Genomic DNA, 20,932 nt, shown 5'->3' with positions numbered 1-20,932 from the left:
AAGCTTCTCAATCCGGCAATAGCTGTGTTAAAATAGCAGATGGTTATTTGCAGAAAGGGTGGAGCAGCTATGAAACGGATTGTTGTAATCAATGGCCCGAACCTGAACATGCTCGGTGTACGTGAACCCGGCATCTATGGAACGCTTAGTCTGAAGGATATTGAGGACAAAATTCGCAGACAGGCCGAGGAGCTGGGCGTCTCCATCGCTTTTTATCAATCCAATCACGAAGGGGACATCATTGATCGAATTCATGCAGCGATGGGCGATGCAGACGGAATCATGCTGAATGCCGGAGCGCTGACCCATTACAGCTATGCTGTGCGTGATGCCATCAATGCCGTAAAAGTTCCTACAGTAGAAGTACATCTATCCAACATTCATGCACGCGAAGCGTTCAGACATCATTCAGTAATTGCTGCAGAAACAATCGGGCAAATTGCCGGATTTGGCGAAGTAAGCTATGAACTGGGGCTGCTGGCTCTCGTGCGTCATCTGGACAAACAAACCTGAGCCGGGGACCCGGGAATGTGAGAGAAAGAAGGGTTACCGATGGAAAACAAACGAGTAAATAAGTTGCGTGAGGCCATGCATGAACATGAACTCACGGCTATGCTGATTACAAATCCGATTAACCGTCGTTATATGACGGGTTTTACAGGTTCAGCAGGATATGTGCTGATTACGGAACAGGAAGCTTATCTGCTTACCGATTTCCGTTACATGACACAGGCGCCGCAACAAGCCAAAGGATTTACCGTTGTGGAACATGGACCAAAACCGTTGGAATCCGTACGCGAATTGCTTGCATCGGCAAATATCAAACAGGTTGGCTTTGAGCAGGATCATGTCACTTATGGCACGCATACTGCTTATGCTGAAGCACTTCAGTCCATTGAATTGAAAGCTGTATCCGGTATAGTGGAGCAACTTCGCATGTTCAAGGACGAAGATGAGATCGCTGTAATGCAAAGAGCTGCGAATCTGGCAGATGCAACATTCAGTCACGTTTTGCAATTCGCAAAACCGGGTATGACTGAACGTGAAGTGGATTTGGAGATGGAGTTTTTCATGCGCAAACATGGAGCAACCTCATCTTCATTCGACACCATTGTGGCATCGGGTGAACGTTCTGCTATGCCTCACGGTGTAGCAAGTGGCAAAGTCATCGGACAAAATGAGTTAATTACATTTGACTTTGGTGCACTTTTGGATGGATACTGTTCAGATCTGACACGTACCATCGCAACGGGCACACCTGTACCTGAACTGCGTAAAATTTACGATATCGTACTGGAAGCCCAGTTACATACGCTGGCGAACCTGAAACCGGGCATGACCGGGCGGGAAGCAGATGCATTGGCACGTGATATCATTGCAGGGCATGGCTACGGAGAGCAATTCGGACACAGCACGGGCCACGGTCTGGGCATGGAAGTCCATGAGGCTCCTCGTTTGTCCAAGCTTAGCGACGATGTATTGAAACCGGGCATGGTGGTAACCGTTGAACCGGGTATCTACATTGACGGCCTTGGCGGCGTGCGTATCGAGGATGACGTGGTGATTACCGAGACAGGTATTCACATTTTGACGAATTCGGACAAGAAGTTCACCGTAATCGGCTAAATTACAGCCGACGGTAATATAAGACGATTTTTAATTTATAGATACCTGTTATTGCTGATTGTTCTGGACCATTTCAAAAGTAGTGAAGGGAGCGGAATCGATTCTGAAGAAGCGAAGCGCTCGCCTTTGTCTCCTCATTTTAAACCTTATTAAAGTCTAATCGGGAAAATGAGGGGACAACAGCGATCGGAGGAACGATCCGAACCCGTAACGGTCACGTCGCACATGGTCATCAATTCAGAATGAACCCACCTTTAAATTAACCCATCGTCTTATATCACCTACTTTTCAACCATATCAGGAGGGATTTTTTGTGATTTCAGTAAACGATTTTAAAACAGGCTTGACCGTACAAGTAGACAACGACATCTATACCGTACTTGATTTCCAACATGTTAAACCAGGTAAAGGCGCTGCCTTCGTACGTTCCAAGCTGAAAAACTTGCGCAACGGTAACACCGTTGAGAAAACATTCCGTGCAGGTGAAACTATCGGCCGTGCCATCATCGAAAACCGTGGCGTATCCTACCTGTATGCTAGTGGTACAGAGCACACATTCATGGACAACGAAACATATGATCAGTTCACACTGACAAGCGACCAACTGGAATGGGAATTGAACTTCCTCAAAGAAAACATGAACGTAAAAATCGTTAGCTACCAAGGTGAAATTCTCGGAATTGACTTGCCTACAAGCGTAGAGTTGAAAGTTATCGAGACCGAGCCAAGCGTAAAAGGTAACACAGCACAAGGCGCTACAAAAAATGCTAAAGTTGAAACAGGCTTGAATGTACAAGTGCCATTGTTCATCAACGAAGGCGATGTCCTGCTGATCGATACTCGTGAAGGTAAATACTCTTCCCGCGCGTAACGTTCACATGGTGTAAGCTAAATAAAGCGTTAATTCAACCCTTTGCCGTTTCTCTGGCAAAGGGTTTTTTCGAAAAAAGATTAGCCTATCAGGCGCTTTCGTAATATACTGGGTTAAAGTCATTTTTCGGAGAGAATAATGACGATGGACATCAATTATGCATACTGCACAAGGTAGGGAGTGGATTTGCGTTGTCATTGTACGTCATGAAATTTGGGGGCAGCTCGGTCGGAGATACAGAACGCATGAAGCGTGTAGCCGGACGTGTTGTAGAAAAAGCGGATGAAGGACATCAGTGTGTAGTCGTGGTTTCGGCCATGGGGGATACCACGGATGATTTGATTGATCAGGCGAAACAGCTGAACAGTGAATTGCCTGCACGTGAGATGGATATGCTTTTGACTACGGGAGAACAGATCTCGATTTCATTGTTATCCATGGCGATTCAGGCGCTGGGCCGCAAAGCCATTTCATTTACAGGCTGGCAAGCGGGATTTCGTACAGAGCCGGTACACGGCAAAGCTCGGATTAACGATATTCATCCGGAACGGGTGAATCAGGCGTTGGCAGAAGGCAACATTGTAATCGTTGCAGGCTTCCAGGGAATGACGGAAGACGGCGAGATTACGACGCTTGGCCGCGGCGGATCGGATACAACAGCAGTAGCTTTGGCAGCAGCCATCAAGGCTGACGCTTGCGAGATTTACACGGATGTAGACGGTATTTATTCCACCGATCCACGAATCGTGAAGGTTGCACGCAAGCTTAAGGAAATTTCGTACGACGAGATGCTGGAACTTGCCAATCTGGGAGCAGCGGTATTGCATCCGCGTGCAGTTGAATACGCGAAGCATTCCGGTGTGCCTTTGATTGTACGATCCAGCTTTAACCATAATGAAGGAACGGTTGTGAAGGAGGAAGCAACAATGGAACAAGGCGTGGTAGTTAGTGGAATTGCCTATGACAAAAATGTGGCTCGCATCAGTATTCTGGGTGTACCAGACGTACCGGGGGTTCTCGCTGAAGTATTTGGTGCCCTTGCATCAGAACAGCTGGATGTCGACATTATCGTTCAGAGCGGTGTGATGGATGGTAAAGCAGACTTCTCGTTCTCTGTTGCGCTATCTGACCGGGAGAACGCACTGCGTGTCATTGAAGCTCTTCATAGCCGCCTGCCTTACCGTGAAGTTACTTCTGAAGAAAACCTGGTTAAAGTCTCCATCGTTGGTGCAGGCATGGTTAGCCATCCTGGTGTTGCTGCGAAGATGTTCAAAGTCATCTCGGGCGAAGGTGTTAGCATTAAAATGGTCAGCACTTCCGAAATCAAGGTATCTTGTGTAATTGATGGAGAGAAGCTTCATGACGTAATCAAGGCGCTGCATACAGCGTATGATTTGGATACAGCTGAGCAAGCCGTAATTGGTGGACCGCAAGTTCGCAGATAAAGAGCGGAAATTGTAAAGAAACACCAAAGGTGTACTGTGAGTTCCCATTCGGGATCACAGTACACCTTTTTAGATTGTTCACAGCAATTTAAACAACGGTTCCTTACGCGTTCCTCTAAAAGGTTGCATCCGGTTCCCTTCACCCATCTCTGGAACGCAGTCCAGCAAGTTCAATTGGGTACAATACGTTACGTCATGCATCCTCCCCAACCTCTCCAATCTTCGGCCACCAGCGGATACTCTAATCAGATCGGGTAATTTGTCCTCGGCATGAGTAGCCGCCTGATGAAGAGCCAACCCCAAATCGTTCAGCATAATGGGAAAAGGAGATTGTCGGTACAACTCCTCGATAATGCTGCCTGCACATAAACCATCCTCCAGCGCAAACTCATCCTGATCCCCGGCGCATAACAATAAGATATCCCGGCGTAGCTCGCACAGAACAGCCGCCACAGCTTTCACATTGAGAAATGAGCCTGCAAACACATGTCTGGCCTTGGATGCCTTGATCAAGGCACGCGTACCATCTGTGGTAGTCAGAATAATGGTTTTACCCGCAATATTTGGAGTCATATATTCATAGGGGGAATTACCCACCTCGAATCCTGTAATTTTTTTATCAAAACGCTCCCCGCCTCGAATGGCATCCTTCACGTTCAATTGTTTCGCTTGAGGAACAGTTTCTACAGCAATAATATCCGCTGCATCGTATGCCAGTGCCGTAACAATGGTACTGGTCGTTCGCAACACATCGATAACGACCACACAGCGTCCTGCAATATCCATTCTTCGAACTTCATTCACATTGCCTACCACATCGACTCGCATCCCCCACAACTCCTTTCTATATTTGGGGATAGTTGATTCTGTCCTTTTTTATCCCGGAATGTTTATCACCTGTCTGCAAGCACTATATGCACTTGGATCTAGACGGGTGCCTAGAACTGAAATAGTAGGCTGGGTCTATGATTTTTAACTCTCCTCCCTATTTTGAAGAAAATGATAGATTTCAGCGTCATAAATTCAATGTACACACATAAACTTGAGATATGAACAAGCACCAGGAACGCAATAAAACCGAATTCAAGGTTGGAGGGGCCTATTCATGATGGTGAACTGGAAGGATCTCTTTCCGGAACCGATTCGAACCATTCTGGGAAGAATGCCGCCCGCTTTATTGGATAAAGTGGAGGAAGTACGTATCCGTGAAGGAAGACCACTGGAAATCAATGCAGGAGACACTTATCACTTCCTCACACCCCAGGGCAGTCCGACTTCGAAGCCTGATGAAGCCTATATTCCCTTAAAAGAGGTAACACACAGGCTGCTGGATCTGATCAGCAATCATTCGCTTTATACATTGGAAGAGGAGCTGCGTAAAGGGTTCATCACCATTCCTGGCGGGCACAGAATCGGACTGGCTGGCCGGACGGTGTTAAGTGGAGGCCGCGTCGAATACCTGCGCGACATCAATGGATTTAATGTCAGGGTGGCCCGAGAGATTCACGGAGTCGCTGATCGGATTCTGCCGTATCTGTTGGACATGAAAAGTGGACAGGTCATGCACACCTTAATTCTTTCACCTCCGCAGCAAGGCAAGACCACATTACTGCGGGATCTGGCAAGACAGATTAGCAGTGGTACCAAACTTACGGGTGTCAATGAACTTGTTCAGGGCATACGTCCACGTCTAAAGGTTGGCATCGTTGATGAGCGGTCTGAAATCGCTGGAAGCTACAAGGGCGTACCTGGATTTGACGTAGGACCTCGTACAGATGTCATGGACGGATGTCCAAAGGCTGAGGGCATGATGATGATGCTTCGCTCCATGTCTCCCGATGTCCTGATCGTGGACGAGATAGGCCGACCGGAAGATGCTGAGGCGGTCATGGAAGCACTCCATGCAGGCGTATCTGTCATCGCTACTGCGCATGGTCGTGATCTGGCTGAGCTTTCTTCAAGACCTGCACTGAGAACCCTGATCGTCGAGCAGATGTTCCAACGCTATGTACAGCTGCAACGGACGAGCCGGGGCATGACCTTTCGATTGGCCGATGGCAAAATGCGTGGTCTCCAGCAGGCGGAAGTGGGAGGTGAGGCCTTTGGTTAACATGCTCGGTGCCGTCATCATTCTGCTGGCCAGTACCCTCGCCGGATTCTACAAAGCAAGGCAGTATGCCTTGAGGCCAAGACAACTGCGAGAATTAATCGCCGCTCTCCAGCGGTTGATGACAGAGATTAACTACGGGCTGACCCCGTTACCTGATGCCATGGGGAAAATGGGAGCCCAGACAAAAGAGCCTGTTCGGACCCTATTTCTCCACGCAGCCAAACAGATGGAACCACCTCATGGACATACTGCTCGTGAGAGTCTTAAGTCTGGTATAGAAGAGGCGTGGGGAAGATCAGCCATGAAGGCGGACGAGCGGGAGGTCATGCTGCAATTGAGCTTCAGCCTTGGCACCAGCGATCGTCAGGATCAGACCAAGCACATCTCGTTAGCCATTCAGCAACTTATGCATGAGGAATCCCGTGCCCAAGCCGATCAAATGAAATATGAACGAATGTGCCGCAGTCTCGGGATGCTTGTCGGAGCGTTAATCGTCATTCTGATCTTCTGAAATAGCCGGGATAGTGAGGTGCCAAGGTCATGAATTTAGAAGTGAACGCAATCTTTCAAATTGCGGGCATCGGAATCATTATTGCAATGATTCATACGGTGCTGAAACAAATGGGAAAGGAAGATATGGCTCACTGGGTGACCGTGATCGGATTTGTCGTCGTATTGTTCATGGTGGTCCGCATGCTGGACAGCCTGCTGCAAGAGATCAAATCGATATTTCTTTTTCAATGAAAACGGTCATGAAGCCGGGATGGTGGTGACCTGTGGAAATTATCCAAGTTGTAGGTCTGGCGCTCATCGCAACGGTGCTCATTCTAGTTATCAAAGAACAGAAGCCCATGTTTGCTTTTCTGATTGCTGCTGCTACCGGAATCGTAATCTTCATGCTGCTGATTGGCAAGATTGGCGCGGTAATCGAAGTGTTAAAACGGCTTGCCGAAAATTCAGGCATGGAGAGCATTTATCTGAAAACGGTACTGAAAATTATAGGTATAGCGTACATTGCTGAATTCGGAGCACAGATCGTCAGGGATGCAGGCCAGGAGAGCATAGCTTCCAAAATTGAACTTGCTGGCAAGGTGCTGATCCTTGTACTCGCGATACCGATCATCAGCATTATTATCGAAACCGTCATGAAGCTGATGCCGGTGTAGAGGGAGGCGTGCGGACTTCATATGAAAATGATGCATCACAAGCCGCAGTGGCGCCTTACCTTCGTGCTGACGCTGTGTTTTCTGTTTGCGATCATGGGACAGGTATTCGCGGGTTCTCCCTCGGGAGAGTGGATGCAGCAGCAGGCTGACCAGCTTCCCAAGGATCAGGTAGAAAAATATTGGGACCAACTCATGCAACAATACGGTGGTTTTTTCCCCGAAGGAAAAACGCCTTCCTTTATGGATATGTTAATGCCCGGCAATGAAGGGTTTAGCCTGAAATCAGTGTTTATAGCAATTGGAACCTTCATGCTGCATGAGATTTTATATAACGGCAAACTTCTGGTCACGATTGTGATGTTAAGTGTGCTGAGCATGATTCTGGAGACATTACAGACCGCTTTTGAGAAAAACAATATTAGCAAAATCGCATACTCCATCTGTTATATGGTCATTATTATCATCGCTATAAACAGCTTCAGTGTGGCGATTGGATATGCCAAGGATGCCATAGCCAGCATGATCAACTTTATGATGGCCATGGTACCCCTGTTGTTTACGCTACTGGCTTCAATGGGGAATGTGATTACCGTTTCTGTGACCCATCCGCTGATCATTTTCATGATTCATCTGGTTGGTACATTAATCCACATGCTGGTGTTCCCGCTACTCTTTTTCTCAGCCGTATTACATCTCGTCAGCTCCTTGTCCGACAAGTACAAGCTTACACAGCTGGCAGACCTGTTACGGAACATTAGTGTGGCTCTGCTCGGTATACTGCTTACGATGTTTCTGGGCGTAATTTCGGTTCAGGGGGCATCGGGCTCTGTGGCAGATGGGGTCAGTCTAAAAGCGGCGAAGTACATCGCAGGCAACTTTGTCCCCATTGTTGGCCGAACGTTTGCGGATGCAACGGACACGGTTATCACAGCGTCACTGCTGGTGAAAAATGCAATCGGACTAACAGGTGTCATCATCATCTTGTTTCTATGTGCGTTTCCTGCACTTAAAATTCTGACGTTAGCCCTGATCTACAACATAACTGGCGCGATCATGCAGCCGTTAGGAGATACGCCGATTGTAGGATGTCTGCAGGCGATAGGCAAAAGCATGCTTTATGTATTTGCAGCACTGGCGGCTGTGGGACTGATGTTTTTTCTGGCAATCACGATCCTGCTAACCGCAGGCAATCTGACCGTCATGATGAGATGAGGGGATGCTTGAGAGAAAGGGGCTGGAAGGATGGGGTGGCTGAGCAGCTGGCTCCGGGAATTGATCATGATCGTTCTACTGGCGACTTTCGTGGATATGTTGTTGCCCAATCGATCCATGGAGCGTTATGTCAAGCTTGTGCTGAGCCTTCTTATCCTGCTGACCCTGTTATCGCCCATAACGAAGCTTTTGAAAAGTGATCCGGTTGGCGAGCTTAAGCGAGCGATGACCGCCATGGATTCGCCATCTGATGGAAATGCAACACTTGAACAGATTTTGGCTCAAGGCAGGCGGCTGCAATCCAATGAACAGGAACAGTCGCTGCAATGGACAGCCAAAGAGCTGGCTAACGTAATGAAAGGGCAAATTGAAGAAACAACCGGGGAGAGAGTGCAGTCTGTTGAGGTAAAGCTCGCAATGGATACTACTAAGCCGGAGACGGACTTGGCTTCCTCGGTGGAACTTCCGGTGATCCAGTATGTTTTGGTGGAGATGACAGGTGAGGCAGCAGCGGGGAAAGTCAACTCCAATACGGCTCAACAGGAAGCTACGGAAACGACAAAACCGATATTCGACTCTGACCCGGAATCCGAAGCCACTGAATCACCTCCAGTAAAGGAGCCAATCCAGATTGGCCAGATCGAAGTCCCGGATGTACAGATCGAGGTGAACAGCGGCAGCAATCAAAATGGACAAGAAGATGGCTCCACACCTGTGTCGGGTGAGCAGACAGAGACAAACTCTCAGCAAGGACAGACGTCATCCCGATCTGAACGAGCAGTACAAATTATTACGCTGTTGACTGAGAAGTGGGATATTGATGCAAACAAGGTTCAGGTGAAAGAAAAGAAAAACGCTTCGGCGTTGTAAGAAGGAGGGTATCCGATGAGGCAATGGCTCAAAAAGATGGAAAGCTGGCTCGGCGGAGGAGAAGGCGGGCAGCGGCGCAGTCAAACCTTTCGTTGGCTGATTATCCTTGGTTTGATCGGAGTCGGAATCATGTTGTTCAATTCCTTCGTCAATGTCAAAAAGATTGATTCCGAAAATATCGGTCGTGAACCTCCTGATCCGGCTACATCGATGGCATCCATACAGACGGATCCGACGGATCAGAATCCATTTCAGGCGATAGAGATTGCATTTGAGGACAAGATCAAGGGTGTGCTGGAAAATATCGTAGGTGTGGGAACTGTTGATGTGATGGTTACCGTGGATTCTACAGAGGAACTTGTTGTACAGCGTAATGTGAAGGATTCACAGCAGCTCACCGAAGAAACGGATGCAAACGGGGGAAAGCGACATATGACGCAATATACCCGGGATGGCGAGATTATTACGTATGAAATATCAGGGGATCAGACACCGATTGTCACGAAAAAGCTCAAACCGCAGATCCGGGGTGTGCTTGTTGTTGCCAGAGGTGCAGAGAACAAGGTTGTGAAGGACCTGATTACAGATGCTGTGGAAAAAGGACTGAATGTTGCGGCCTACCGGATTTCGGTTGTTCCGCGCAAGCAGGATTAATCCCAAACCATGAAACACAAGATTTGATGTCATAAGAATGAAGCCAATTCGAGGAGGAAGTTCTAATGAATAATAAACGTCAAACGGTATGGCTCGTATCCATGCTGAGTCTGATGGTCATTTTGTCCGCTTATTACCTGTTCACTGAAGATTCCGGTCCGGTTAATACGCCTGTAGCTGAGAGCACGCAGGTGGATGGTATGAAACAGGGAGAAGCGAAGGAAACGGCTGGAATCCTTGATCCAACAGAAGGTCTAGTTGTGAATGAAGTGGTGAATGGCGGCGAAGTTACAGGGACTGAAGGAGATCAAACAGCTACTGAATCTGTGGATAATCCTGCGGTTGTAGATGGCAAAGAAGCTGGAGACACCGAGAAATCACCGGCTGCGGAATCGGGAGAGAAACAAGGTGAAGCGGGTAAAGGCAGCGAGAAAGGGACAGACAAAGGCGCTGTAACCACTCCTGATGCAAGTACCGGAACAGACAGCAAGGCAACGAAAACAGATGAGGACGTTCTCAAGGAGATGGAGGAACAGAATACAGCGGCATCTGCGAGCAGCCAGTTCCAGAACTACCAGTGGCAGCGTGAGGAGAGCAACAATCGCAAGTATGAGGAACTCATGACCGTTGCGGGTGATCTGAGCAAAACGCCAGAAGAAAATGCCAAAGCAACAGAGCAGCTTCGTACGCTGGAAGAAAAAGAAGCCAAAATCAATGGAATTGAAGAAACCCTGTCTCAGCAGTTTGCCAATGCCATCGTTCAAGAGGATGCCGACAAGTATAAAGTCGTTGTTCTCAGTGACAAATTGGATGTTAAACAGGCGGTTTCCATTGTGGATCTGGTTATGAAAGAACTGGCTGTATCCCAAAATAAAATCAGCGTTCAATACGTGACAGAACAGTAATCTAAAATATGGAAAAGTAGCCCCGAGAGCTGGATTAGATCTCGGGCTCTTTCCATTTTTAATGATTATGATATAATACATAAAGCCATATGACCGTCCTAGTGAGACTGGCATGATGCCGAAGGAGTGAATAATGGAAATGTTTAAATTGAGTGAGATCAAAGAGCTGATCAAACTGGTAGATGAAAGTTCCGTTCAAGAGTTGGAAATTGAAAATGAAGGATCACGGTTGTCGATTCGCAAACCGGGTAAAACCGAGTATGTTCAGACAGCTGCTATTCAACCGCAAATGATTGCTGCACCACAGGTGCAACCGGCTGCAGTTGTAGCTGAGGCTGCTCCGCAAGTCGATACTACAAGTCATTTACATAAAATTGTATCTCCGATGGTGGGTACTTTTTACAGAGCTTCCTCGCCGGAAGCAGGTCCTTTTGTAAGCGCTGGTGATAAAGTTGTTGAGAAAACAACGGTATGTATCATTGAGGCGATGAAGCTGATGAACGAGCTTGATGCTGACATCAAGGGAGAAATCGTTGAAGTGCTGGTTGAGAACGGACAGCTGGTTGAGTATGGACAACCCCTGTTCCTGGTGAAACCGGAATAACGGTTACAGCCGCATAACGGCAACTGCATGAGCTTCGAAGGAGGACAATAACGAAATGAAATTTCAAAAAATACTGATTGCGAACCGTGGCGAAATTGCGGTACGTATTATTCGTGCCTGTCGTGAAATCGGCATTTCGACGGTAGCAGTCTATTCGGAAGCGGATAAAGACTCCCTGCATGTTCGTCTTGCAGATGAAGCGTATTGTATCGGGCCTACACTTTCGAAAGACAGTTATCTAAACTTTACTAACCTGATGAGTGTAGCTACACTGACGGAATGTGATGCGATCCACCCAGGCTACGGATTCCTGGCAGAAAACGCTGATTTTGCAGAAATCTGTGGTTCCTGCAATATTACGTTCATCGGCCCATCTCCGGAAGCCATTACCAAAATGGGTGATAAGGCTGTTGCCAAACAAACGATGAAGGATGCAGGTGTACCTGTCATTCCGGGATCCGACGGTTTGGTTGAAAATATGAATGAAGCCATTATGATTGCTAGAGATATTGGATATCCTGTCATTATCAAAGCTACCGCTGGTGGTGGAGGTAAAGGTATTCGTATTGCTGAAGATGAAGAAACGCTGATCAAGCAAATAACAGCTGCCCAGCAGGAAGCACAGAAAGCTTTCGGTAATGCCGGAGTATATCTGGAGAAATTCCTGACAGGCATGAAGCACGTAGAGATTCAGATCATTGCAGACAAACATGGAAATGCAGTGCATCTGGGCGAGCGTGATTGTTCCGTTCAGCGTCGTCGTCAAAAGCTGGTGGAAGAAGCACCTTGTCCAATCATCTCTGAAGATGTGCGTACATTGATGGGAGAAGCCGCAGTGCGGGCGGCGCTTGCCGTGGATTACTCGGGAGCAGGTACACTTGAGTTTTTGCTCAGCCCTAACGGTGAATTCTATTTCATGGAAATGAATACACGTATTCAGGTTGAACACCCTGTAACAGAGATGGTAACAGGAGTGGATCTGATCCGCGAAATGATCTCGGTAGCTGAAGGCAATCCACTTTCTTTCCGTCAGGAAGATGTTGTGATCAATGGCTGGTCCATTGAGTGCCGTATTAACGCAGAAGATCCGGACCGTAACTTTATGCCGTCACCAGGCAAAATTGGTTTCTACCTTGCACCAGGAGGACCGGGTGTACGTGTAGATAGTGCAGCTTATCCGGGGTACACGATCTCTCCTTATTACGACTCCATGATCGCTAAATTGATCGTATGGGGAGCAAACCGGGAAGAAGCCATCGCGAAGATGAAGCGTGCATTGGCTGAGTTTGCGATTGAAGGTATCTCCACAACGATTCCTTTTCATCAGAAATTACTGGATCATCCAACGTTTGTTCGGGGTGACTTTGATATCAAATTTCTTGAGGAAAATGAGATTTAAAAGGTATATTGGGCTTGTTTGTCATAATGTAGCCCAAATGATATAGTATGTAATAATAAGAGCGCATGTCTCCTGCAGAGGATAAGCCGCCGCACATACGCGGATGAAGGTTGCAGGAGTTCCGGTAAAGCCGGACCGGAAGGGTTCTGAAGGCCAGATTGGCCTGAGTACCAGCGCCCTGACGGATGGCCGCAAACTTATTTCGCGAAAGGTGTGTTGAACAGTTATGAGTACACTGCCGACAGAATTTGAACGAACGGATATCGGTGAAATCCAGATCGCACCTGAAGTTATTGAAGTGATTGCTGGACTGGCTACAGTTGAAGTCAAAGGTGTTGCAGGCATGAGCGGCGGATTTGCTGGTGGATTTGCTGAATTGCTTGGTCGCAAAAACCTTTCCAAAGGCGTTAAGGTTGAAGTAGGTCAGCGTGAAGCCGCTGTGGATGTTTCTGTTATTATTGAATATGGTTACCGTCTGCCACAGGTGGCTACCGAAATTCAACAGAACGTGAAGCGTTCCATCGAGAACATGACAGGATTGAATGTGAATGAAGTTAATGTGCACATTCATGACGTTCAGTTCAAGAGCACCGAGAAAGTGGAAGAAATCGACCTGAACAGTCAGCGCGTAAAATAAAAGAAGACAGATTCCCCCGGCATCACTGCCGGGGGTTATCCCGTCTTGGACAGGTCTTCATAAAAAGCGGGAGCTTGCACCTGAGGATCAACCTTTTTGCCAAAGTGCAGGTTAAGCCATGTTAGTGAGCAAGGGAGGCTGTGCAGTTCGTGGCTAAAATACTGGATCGGCTTCTGTTGTTTATATACAGCATAAGCGTTGGAGCAATATCGGCAGCAGTCATACTTCTTATCAGTGGTGTGTTGCCTTACGAATTGAATTACCAGCAGGAACAAAACGTTATTATTGCAGCCGTTGTTGCAGCAGCGATTTTGTTTATCCTGAGTTTGCGATTTTTCTACATCTCGGTTCGGCGTGATCGTGCTTCATTGCCGTCTGTAGATCAGCGTACCGAGTATGGTGATGTGCAGATTTCGATGGAAACGATTGAAAATCTCTGTCTCAAAGCGACTTCCCGTTTCCGGGGAGTACGTGATGTCAAAGCTCGTATTCGTGTGGTTGAATCCGGACTGGAGATTATGATCCGTGCAGTCGTGGATGGCGAGACGCCAATCCCGACGTTGACGGCCGATCTGCAGAAGGCAATACATGATCATGTACAGGAGATTACGGGTATCCCTGTTTCTTTTGTCACCGTGTATATTGCCAATGTTACCCAGTCGCCAAACTACAAGAGTCGAGTGGAATGAGGTGAGTTTCACTGATGCTGTGGAGAGAGATTTGGGATAGTCACAGAGGCCGAATTACCGGAATTGTCGGCGGCATCTTTTTTGGATTTCTTTATGTATGGATCGGTTTTTGGGATATGTTGTTCTTTGCACTCTTGGTGTTCATCGGTTATACGTTAGGCAGACGAAGCGACTCGAAGTTGGGCTCGTTCATTCCCTGGAGGGAATGGGGGCAATGGCTTGGCGATCGCTGGCGTCCCTTTAAGTGAGCCACCTGAACCCTGCAATATGTTTCTTCCGAAAATAGAGCTGTAGTTTAGGTTGCCCGTTTTTTGGAGGAAACGATTGCAGGTTTTTTTGTGAAAAGGGATAACAATATAATAAGATCTCTGATTCCATCAAAGATTTTATATTTTAAAATAAGCATGATGACGCTCTAAAGGGAGCGCTGCAGGAGGCAGGACATGAAAAGACGTTTGGCAAGGGAAATTGCAGTACAAAGTCTGTATCAGATGGAAATGAATGAAGTGGGCGCAGCTGAAGCCGTGAATATGCTGATCAATGAAGCCGCTGAAGACAATGAAACCGAAGTGGTCATTCATGATGCAGATGTAATGCGTACCTACGTGACCGAAATGGTACAGGGCGCATGGAACAATAAAGAAGCGATTGATGGATTACTGGTGGATTATTTGAAAGGCTGGCAGATTAGCCGTTTGTCGCGTGTCGACCGCCAGATCCTAAGACTTTCAACGTATGAAATGGTGTTCCGTGAGGATATTCCGGCAAAAGTATCTGTCAATGAAGCGATTGAATTGTCCAAGTATTTTGGTACAGATGAATCCGGCAAGTTCGTTAACGGCGTACTTGGGCGCATGATTCAGGAAGTCAGCACTATCAAAGCAAAACTGTCTTAAGTTACAATTAATTATAGTGCGTGTTCAAAAAGACCGATTTTCAGTACCGAGAAGATGGGATGAAGCTAGAAATGGAGTAGCGGAGCGTAGGGGAAACTACGTGAGCAACTACATGTTTCCGAAGGAACAACACTTCGCAAGCGTCCGCTTATTTCGGCTGAATTTCATATTCGATGCTGATGATGCCGATACGCACCCTTCTTAATCAAAAGCGGACTTTTTGAACAACCTCTAAAAATATGTTCACATAAGGGAGAGAGAGTACAGTGACAGCATCTATTATTAACGGAAAAGAAGTATCCCAAGAAATGCGCGCAAGCATGACAACAGAAGTGAAACAGCTTAGCGAACAGGGGGTAGTGCCTGGTCTGGCTGTTGTGCTCGTCGGGGAAGATCCCGCATCCCAGGTATATGTGCGTAATAAAGAAAAAGCATGTCATGACCTCGGTTTCTATTCCGAAGTTCATCGTCTAGATGCAAACACCTCCCAAGAGGATCTGCTCGCGCTGGTGGACAAGTTGAACAAACAAGAATCCATTAACGGCATCTTGGTTCAGCTCCCATTACCAAAGCATATCGAAGAGAAAGCAGTTATCGATGCAATCGCCGTGGACAAGGATGTGGATGGATTCCATCCAGTTAATGTGGGGAACCTCGTCATTGGTGACGATAGTCTGTTGCCATGTACCCCTGCGGGCGTTATTGAGCTAATCAAGCGTACGGGTCTCGAGATGTCAGGCAAACATGCCGTAGTTATCGGACGCAGCAACATTGTTGGTAAACCAGTATCCTTGCTGCTGCAACGTGAGAACGCAACGGTAACGATGTGTCATTCCCGTACAGCGAACATGAAAGAGATTACGCGTCAGGCAGACATTCTTGTGGTTGCTATCGGACGTGCAAACTTTGTGGATGCCGATTTCGTCAAACCGGGTGCCGTTGTAATCGATGTGGGGATGAATCGTCTGGATAACGGCAAACTGGCAGGAGATGTAGATTTCGAGAGTGTGAAGACGGTATCTGGCCCAATTACTCCGGTTCCTGGGGGCGTTGGCCCAATGACAATTACTATGTTAATGCAAAATACACTGATCGCGGCCAAACGCGCTCACGGATTGGCCTAGGTAACTGTCTGTGGCAGATCAAAAAATTTACTCCATCAAAGACCTGAACCGATACATCCGGATGAAACTGGAATCGGATCAGGTACTGTCGGATGTATGGCTGCGCGGAGAGATCTCCAATTTTACACATCACTCCAGCGGTCATATGTATTTTACATTGAAGGACAAGGACAGCCGAATTAAGTCCATTATGTTTGCTTCCCATAATCAACGATTGCCCTTTGTACCGAAGGAGGGTGCAAGGGTTATAGCTCGTGGTAATGTCTCGGTGTATGAGCGGGATGGACAATATCAGTTCTACGCTACACAGATGCAACCGGACGGTATTGGAAGTTTGTATTTGGCCTATGAGCAGCTGAAAAAAAAGCTGGAGGACGAGGGGCTGTTCTCTACATCGCGGAAAAGGCAGATTCCCCGTTTTCCACAGACGATTGGTGTGGTCACCTCACCTACAGGTGCAGCGGTAAGGGATATCATGATTACATTGCAACGCAGATATCCTTCTGCCCAAGTGATTCTATATCCTGTACTCGTTCAAGGTAAAGGTGCGGCTCCTTCCATTGTGAAGGCCATCAACAACTTGAACCGAATGGGCGAAGCCGATGTGTTGATTGTTGGACGAGGCGGTGGATCACTGGAGGAGTTATGGGCTTTCAATGAGGAGATCGTGGCTAGAGCAATTGTGGGTTCGGCTATTCCTGTGATTTCAGCGGTTGGGCATGAAACGGATTTTACAATTGCCGATTTTGCTGCTGATCTGCGTGCGGCAACGCCTACGGCTGCTGCCGAACTGGCAGTACCCAATCGAGCTGAACTGCTTGATCAGATCGCTCAGCGCCAGCGCCAGCTGCAGCACAGTTTACGCCAGCGTGCTGTTCATAATCGGGAGCGACTAGCCAGATTGCAACGCTCACCTGTGCTTGTGCATCCTAGGCGTACCTTAATGCAGCATACGGAGCGACTGGATATGCTGCAGCAGCGTCTTCTACGAACTGTAGATACACGTATGAAATGGACAACTGAGAAACAGGAGCGTTTGCGTGCAGCGCTGCAGCGATTCAATCCACGTGAACAGGTGAATGCAGCAAGACGTGAAAATGCATCAGCCCGGCGTCAACTGGAGGTTGCAATCCGATCCATCACGAGAGCGAAGCAGCAGCAGTGGAAATCATCTGTACGTCATTTGGATGCGCTTAGCCCGCTCAAAGTCATGTCACGCGGATACAGCCTTGTATATGACGAGCAGGAGCAGAGATTGATTAAATCGATGAAGGATGTACAGCCTGGAGATTCGATAAAGATTAAATTAACAGACGGACAGTTGGACTGTCAGGTTTGGGGAATGAAGGAGGACGACAATACCCATGGCGAATGAACCGGAATTGAATTTTGAAGAGGCAATGGCGGCATTGGAGGACATCGTAGGTCAGCTTGAGCATGGTGATGTTCCACTGGAACAAGCCATCGATTTGTTTCAGCGCGGAATGAAACTTTCCCAACTTTGTGGTTTGAAGCTGGAACAAGTGGAACGTAAGATCGAGATGATCGTAGAAGAGGATGGGGAACTTCGCAAAAAACCGTTCGGCGCTGCCGTCGACGAAAGCGGTGAAGTCAATGAGTAATCGTCCTTCGTTTGAAACGTATCTTGAGGAAGTCACAGCTGAAGTGACGGGAGAGTTGAAGCAGACTCTTCCTGTTCATTGGGATGTACCTCAGTCACTGGTTGACGCTATGCAGTATTCACTTATGGCCGGGGGCAAACGCCTTCGTCCACTTCTGGTCGTTGCTGCGGCGGAAGCCTTCGGTGCACAGCGTACAGCTGCATTGCCGGTAGCCTGCGCCGTGGAGATGGTTCATACGTATTCGTTGATCCACGATGACCTGCCCGCCATGGATAATGACGACTATCGCAGGGGAAAATTAACGAACCACAAAGTATTTGGCGAAGCGACAGCAATATTGGCTGGCGATGCACTGTTAACGCATGCTTTTTATAGTATTGTTCAGTCAGGTCGTCGCAGCGGTGTGTCTGCAGATGCATTGTTGTCCATTGTGGAGGAGTTGTCCGAACTGGCTGGAGCAAGAGGTATGGTTGGCGGACAAGTAGCTGATATGGAAGGCGAGCAGGGCATGACAGATCTTGCTCAATTGCAATACATTCATTTGCACAAGACCGGAGATTTGATTGTGTTTTCCCTCATTGCCGGCGCTCGAATTGGTGGTGCTACAGAAGGACAGTTGGAGGCGCTACGCGTATTTGGTAGAGACCTGGGGCTGGCTTTCCAGATTCAGGATGATATTCTGGATTTGACGGGTGACGAGCAGAAAATGGGCAAGAAGACGCAAAGTGATGTGAATCAGCAAAAGGTCACATACCCATATTTTATTGGTATGGATGCCTCTCTTCAAGAAGTGAAGTCCCTGACGCAATCTGCGAAAGATGCGCTCGGCAGAGCGGAGTTACCTGACCCTTCCAGACTGATGGAGATTGCAGATTATTTAATGAGTCGAGATCATTAGTTTTGGTTGAGCGTCCCTGTTTCAAATCACCCAGAATCGTGTAATCAATTTAATGTTCTTTTTCTGGGCTTCATGAAGAGAGACAGTTCCAACTGGAGATAGAAATACATATTGAGGAAGATCATACGAACCTTGCTGGCGAAAATGCTCGTTATCTGGAGTATAGTGCCGTAAATTATGATTCTTGTTCTTTTATGTTATAATGTTTTAATGTCATTTAATAAACTGTGTATATATGGTTTACACCAAATCAAACAATCTAGGAAAGCGGGGAGATTCTCGTGCTGCTTCCACAAATTAAACAACCCAGTGATCTAAAGTCGATGTCTCAGGATGATCTCGTTCTTTTGTCGGCTGAGATCCGGCAGTTTCTGATTGAGAAGCTGTCCGTTACAGGGGGCCATCTCGCACCCAACTTAGGAGTGGTTGAGCTCACGGTAGCCCTGCATTACTGCTACAACAGCCCAGTGGACAAAATGATCTTTGATGTAGGGCATCAGGCTTACGTACACAAGGTTCTAACAGGGCGGATGGATCGTTTTGATACACTGCGTCAGCATAATGGCTTATGTGGATTTGTTAAACGTAACGAGAGTGAACATGATGTATGGGAAGCGGGTCACAGCAGTACATCATTATCTGCTGCGATGGGTATGGCGCTTGCTCGTGATCTCAAAGGGGAAGACAATCAGGTTATCGCGATGATTGGGGATGGAGCGCTTACAGGTGGTATGGCCTTTGAAGCTCTCAATCACATTGGTCATGAGCAGAAAAAGCTGATGGTTATCCTGAATGATAATGAAATGTCCATTGCTCCGAATGTCGGGGCTATGCATAAATATTTGAGCAAAATTCGTTCGGATCGCCATTATTTAAAAGCCAAGGATGACGTGGAAGGAATGCTCAAGAAAATTCCTGCCATAGGGGATCGTTTGGCCAAATCGGCGAGCTGGATTAAAGATAGTGTCAAATACATGATGGTTCCAGGAGTTCTGTTCGAAGAGTTGGGCTTCACTTATTTGGGACCCATTGATGGACACGACATTCCGAAATTGATTGAAACGTTCAAACAGGCGGATAACGTGGATGGACCTGTAATGGTTCATGTCTTGACAACCAAAGGAAAAGGCTATCAGCCAGCTGAGGCCGATTCACACAAATGGCACGGAATTTCTCCGTACAAGATCGAATCAGGTCAAGTGCTTAAAGCTGTAGGCAAACCGATGTATACGGAAGTGTTTGGTAAAACGTTGATTGATCTTGCCAAGCAGGATAAACGAATTGTAGCGGTAACTCCAGCCATGCCAACAGGTTCAGGTCTCATTCCTTTCAGTAAGGAATTCCCTGATCGCATGATTGACGTGGGTATTGCCGAACAGCATGCGGCCACCATGTGTGCAGCACTGGCTATGGAAGGGTTAAAACCTGTATTTGCCGTCTATTCGACGTTTATGCAACGTGCGTATGATCAGATTGTACATGATATTTGTCGTCATAACGCCAATGTCATGTTCGCCATTGACCGTGCTGGATTTGTCGGTCCAGATGGTGAAACGCATCAAGGTGTGTACGATGTGGCGTTTATGCGTCATATTCCGAATATCGTTCTGATGATGCCTAAGGATGAGAATGAACTGCGCCATATGATGAAGACGGCGCTTGAATATAATGAAGGTCCAATTGCTTATCGTTATCCACGAAACAATGTTGTAGGTGTGCCTCTTGATGATGAACTCATTCCGATTCCAATCGGTACATGGGAACAGCTACGTCCGTCTGAAGGTTATGCTATCATCGCTTCGGGATCTATGGTACAGCTTGCTGAAGAAGCTGCAGAGACGGTTAAAAGAGAAGGCATTACGGCTGGCGTAATTAACGCCCGCTTCCTTAAGCCTCTTGATGAGCAGATGCTGCGTGATCTGGCAGTTCGAGGCACGAAGTTAATTGTGCTTGAAGAAGCATCACAGGCAGGCAGTATGGGCAGTGCAGTTCTGGAGTTTTACGCAGAACAAGGGCTGCATGATGTGCATGTACAACTGATGGGCATTCCAGATCGATTCATTGAACATGGCAGTATTGAGGATCAAAGAGCTGAAGTGGGACTTACAGTTGAGAATGTGAGCTCAGAGCTGCGTAGCATGGCAGCCCAATCTTCGTATGGTATGTCCAGAACTCGGTTCCCTTCATAACTGGAACAATCAGAG

General features: G+C 47.4%; 24 protein-coding genes. 23 read left to right on the top strand and 1 reads right to left on the bottom strand.

What is annotated here, in order from left to right; all coding sequences use genetic code 11:
* Positions 1–69 precede the first annotated feature (69 nt).
* The 4 genes from aroQ (at position 70) to RS891_RS21140 (ending at position 3,942) form a co-directional block, all read left to right on the top strand.
* Positions 70–513: a type II 3-dehydroquinate dehydratase gene (gene aroQ, locus RS891_RS21155; RefSeq protein WP_076291868.1), complete on the top strand. Its 444-nt coding sequence runs from the start codon at positions 70–72 to the stop codon at positions 511–513.
* Between the two features lie 39 nt (positions 514–552).
* Entirely contained in the window at positions 553–1,626 is a 1,074-nt protein-coding gene (locus RS891_RS21150) for a M24 family metallopeptidase (RefSeq protein WP_315793094.1), read from the top strand.
* Positions 1,627–1,939: 313 nt separating this feature from the next.
* Positions 1,940–2,497: an elongation factor P gene (efp, locus tag RS891_RS21145; RefSeq protein ID WP_024631007.1), complete on the top strand. Its 558-nt coding sequence runs from the start codon at positions 1,940–1,942 to the stop codon at positions 2,495–2,497.
* 191 nt (positions 2,498–2,688) lie between these two features.
* Complete coding sequence (locus RS891_RS21140; protein WP_076291870.1) at positions 2,689–3,942, top strand: aspartate kinase; 1,254 nt, start codon at positions 2,689–2,691, stop codon at positions 3,940–3,942.
* Positions 3,943–4,020: 78 nt separating this feature from the next.
* Here RS891_RS21140 and RS891_RS21135 read toward each other — a convergent pair whose 3' ends face one another.
* The gene (locus RS891_RS21135; RefSeq protein WP_315793093.1) at positions 4,021–4,770 is read right to left on the bottom strand and encodes a 2-phosphosulfolactate phosphatase; all 750 of its coding nucleotides are present in this window, start codon (positions 4,768–4,770) and stop codon (positions 4,021–4,023) included.
* Positions 4,771–5,047: 277 nt separating this feature from the next.
* Here RS891_RS21135 and spoIIIAA point away from each other — a divergent pair, with 277 nt between their 5' ends.
* The 19 genes from spoIIIAA to dxs all read left to right on the top strand — a co-directional run bounded on the left by spoIIIAA (position 5,048) and on the right by dxs (position 20,917).
* A complete protein-coding gene (gene spoIIIAA, locus RS891_RS21130) occupies positions 5,048–6,052 on the top strand; it encodes a stage III sporulation protein AA (RefSeq protein WP_076291872.1) in 1,005 nt (334 codons plus the stop codon).
* Entirely contained in the window at positions 6,045–6,563 is a 519-nt protein-coding gene (gene spoIIIAB, locus RS891_RS21125; protein WP_315793092.1) for a stage III sporulation protein SpoIIIAB, read from the top strand. The genes spoIIIAA and spoIIIAB overlap by 8 nt, the downstream gene beginning before the upstream one ends.
* Before the next feature lie 29 nt (positions 6,564–6,592).
* On the top strand, positions 6,593–6,796 hold the full coding sequence (spoIIIAC, locus tag RS891_RS21120) for a stage III sporulation protein AC (RefSeq protein ID WP_017687585.1): 204 nt from the start codon (positions 6,593–6,595) through the stop codon (positions 6,794–6,796).
* A gap of 32 nt (positions 6,797–6,828) precedes the next feature.
* Entirely contained in the window at positions 6,829–7,218 is a 390-nt protein-coding gene (gene spoIIIAD, locus RS891_RS21115; protein ID WP_017687586.1) for a stage III sporulation protein AD, read from the top strand.
* Between the two features lie 21 nt (positions 7,219–7,239).
* Positions 7,240–8,430: a stage III sporulation protein AE gene (gene spoIIIAE / locus RS891_RS21110; RefSeq protein WP_109998548.1), complete on the top strand. Its 1,191-nt coding sequence runs from the start codon at positions 7,240–7,242 to the stop codon at positions 8,428–8,430.
* A gap of 30 nt (positions 8,431–8,460) precedes the next feature.
* Positions 8,461–9,300, top strand: coding sequence for a stage III sporulation protein AF (gene spoIIIAF, locus RS891_RS21105; RefSeq protein ID WP_315793091.1), 840 nt, complete (start codon positions 8,461–8,463; stop codon positions 9,298–9,300).
* Positions 9,301–9,315: 15 nt separating this feature from the next.
* Positions 9,316–9,954: a stage III sporulation protein AG gene (gene spoIIIAG, locus RS891_RS21100; RefSeq protein ID WP_109998546.1), complete on the top strand. Its 639-nt coding sequence runs from the start codon at positions 9,316–9,318 to the stop codon at positions 9,952–9,954.
* Between the two features lie 65 nt (positions 9,955–10,019).
* Positions 10,020–10,859: a SpoIIIAH-like family protein gene (locus tag RS891_RS21095; protein WP_315793090.1), complete on the top strand. Its 840-nt coding sequence runs from the start codon at positions 10,020–10,022 to the stop codon at positions 10,857–10,859.
* A gap of 139 nt (positions 10,860–10,998) precedes the next feature.
* Positions 10,999–11,463, top strand: a complete 465-nt coding sequence (gene accB / locus RS891_RS21090) for an acetyl-CoA carboxylase biotin carboxyl carrier protein (protein WP_113054062.1) — start codon at positions 10,999–11,001, stop codon at positions 11,461–11,463.
* Between the two features lie 55 nt (positions 11,464–11,518).
* Positions 11,519–12,862 (top strand): acetyl-CoA carboxylase biotin carboxylase subunit, encoded by a 1,344-nt coding sequence (accC, locus tag RS891_RS21085; RefSeq protein WP_099858204.1) that lies wholly within the window; start codon positions 11,519–11,521, stop codon positions 12,860–12,862.
* Positions 12,863–13,088: 226 nt separating this feature from the next.
* Positions 13,089–13,499, top strand: a complete 411-nt coding sequence (locus tag RS891_RS21080; protein WP_024630996.1) for an Asp23/Gls24 family envelope stress response protein — start codon at positions 13,089–13,091, stop codon at positions 13,497–13,499.
* Positions 13,500–13,648: 149 nt separating this feature from the next.
* The gene (gene amaP, locus RS891_RS21075) at positions 13,649–14,188 is read left to right on the top strand and encodes an alkaline shock response membrane anchor protein AmaP (protein WP_076291879.1); all 540 of its coding nucleotides are present in this window, start codon (positions 13,649–13,651) and stop codon (positions 14,186–14,188) included.
* A gap of 14 nt (positions 14,189–14,202) precedes the next feature.
* Positions 14,203–14,436: a DUF2273 domain-containing protein gene (locus RS891_RS21070; protein ID WP_053784412.1), complete on the top strand. Its 234-nt coding sequence runs from the start codon at positions 14,203–14,205 to the stop codon at positions 14,434–14,436.
* A 195-nt stretch (positions 14,437–14,631) separates the two neighbouring features.
* Positions 14,632–15,084: a transcription antitermination factor NusB gene (gene nusB, locus RS891_RS21065; RefSeq protein ID WP_315793089.1), complete on the top strand. Its 453-nt coding sequence runs from the start codon at positions 14,632–14,634 to the stop codon at positions 15,082–15,084.
* A gap of 266 nt (positions 15,085–15,350) precedes the next feature.
* The gene (gene folD / locus RS891_RS21060; protein WP_315793088.1) at positions 15,351–16,208 is read left to right on the top strand and encodes a bifunctional methylenetetrahydrofolate dehydrogenase/methenyltetrahydrofolate cyclohydrolase FolD; all 858 of its coding nucleotides are present in this window, start codon (positions 15,351–15,353) and stop codon (positions 16,206–16,208) included.
* Positions 16,209–16,218: 10 nt separating this feature from the next.
* Complete coding sequence (xseA, locus tag RS891_RS21055) at positions 16,219–17,583, top strand: exodeoxyribonuclease VII large subunit (protein ID WP_113054006.1); 1,365 nt, start codon at positions 16,219–16,221, stop codon at positions 17,581–17,583.
* A complete protein-coding gene (gene xseB / locus RS891_RS21050) occupies positions 17,573–17,830 on the top strand; it encodes an exodeoxyribonuclease VII small subunit (RefSeq protein ID WP_063565703.1) in 258 nt (85 codons plus the stop codon). Before xseA ends, xseB begins: the two co-directional genes overlap by 11 nt.
* On the top strand, positions 17,823–18,728 hold the full coding sequence (locus RS891_RS21045) for a polyprenyl synthetase family protein (protein WP_076291882.1): 906 nt from the start codon (positions 17,823–17,825) through the stop codon (positions 18,726–18,728). The genes xseB and RS891_RS21045 overlap by 8 nt, the downstream gene beginning before the upstream one ends.
* Positions 18,729–19,009: 281 nt before the next feature.
* The gene (gene dxs / locus RS891_RS21040) at positions 19,010–20,917 is read left to right on the top strand and encodes a 1-deoxy-D-xylulose-5-phosphate synthase (RefSeq protein ID WP_315793087.1); all 1,908 of its coding nucleotides are present in this window, start codon (positions 19,010–19,012) and stop codon (positions 20,915–20,917) included.
* Positions 20,918–20,932: the final 15 nt, after the last annotated feature.

It is taken from the genome of Paenibacillus sp. BIC5C1 (genome assembly GCF_032399705.1).
GTDB lineage: Bacteria > Bacillota > Bacilli > Paenibacillales > Paenibacillaceae > Paenibacillus > Paenibacillus taichungensis_A.
Note: the sequence above shows the minus strand (reverse complement) of the source record. Positions and strands in the feature narration are given on the sequence as shown.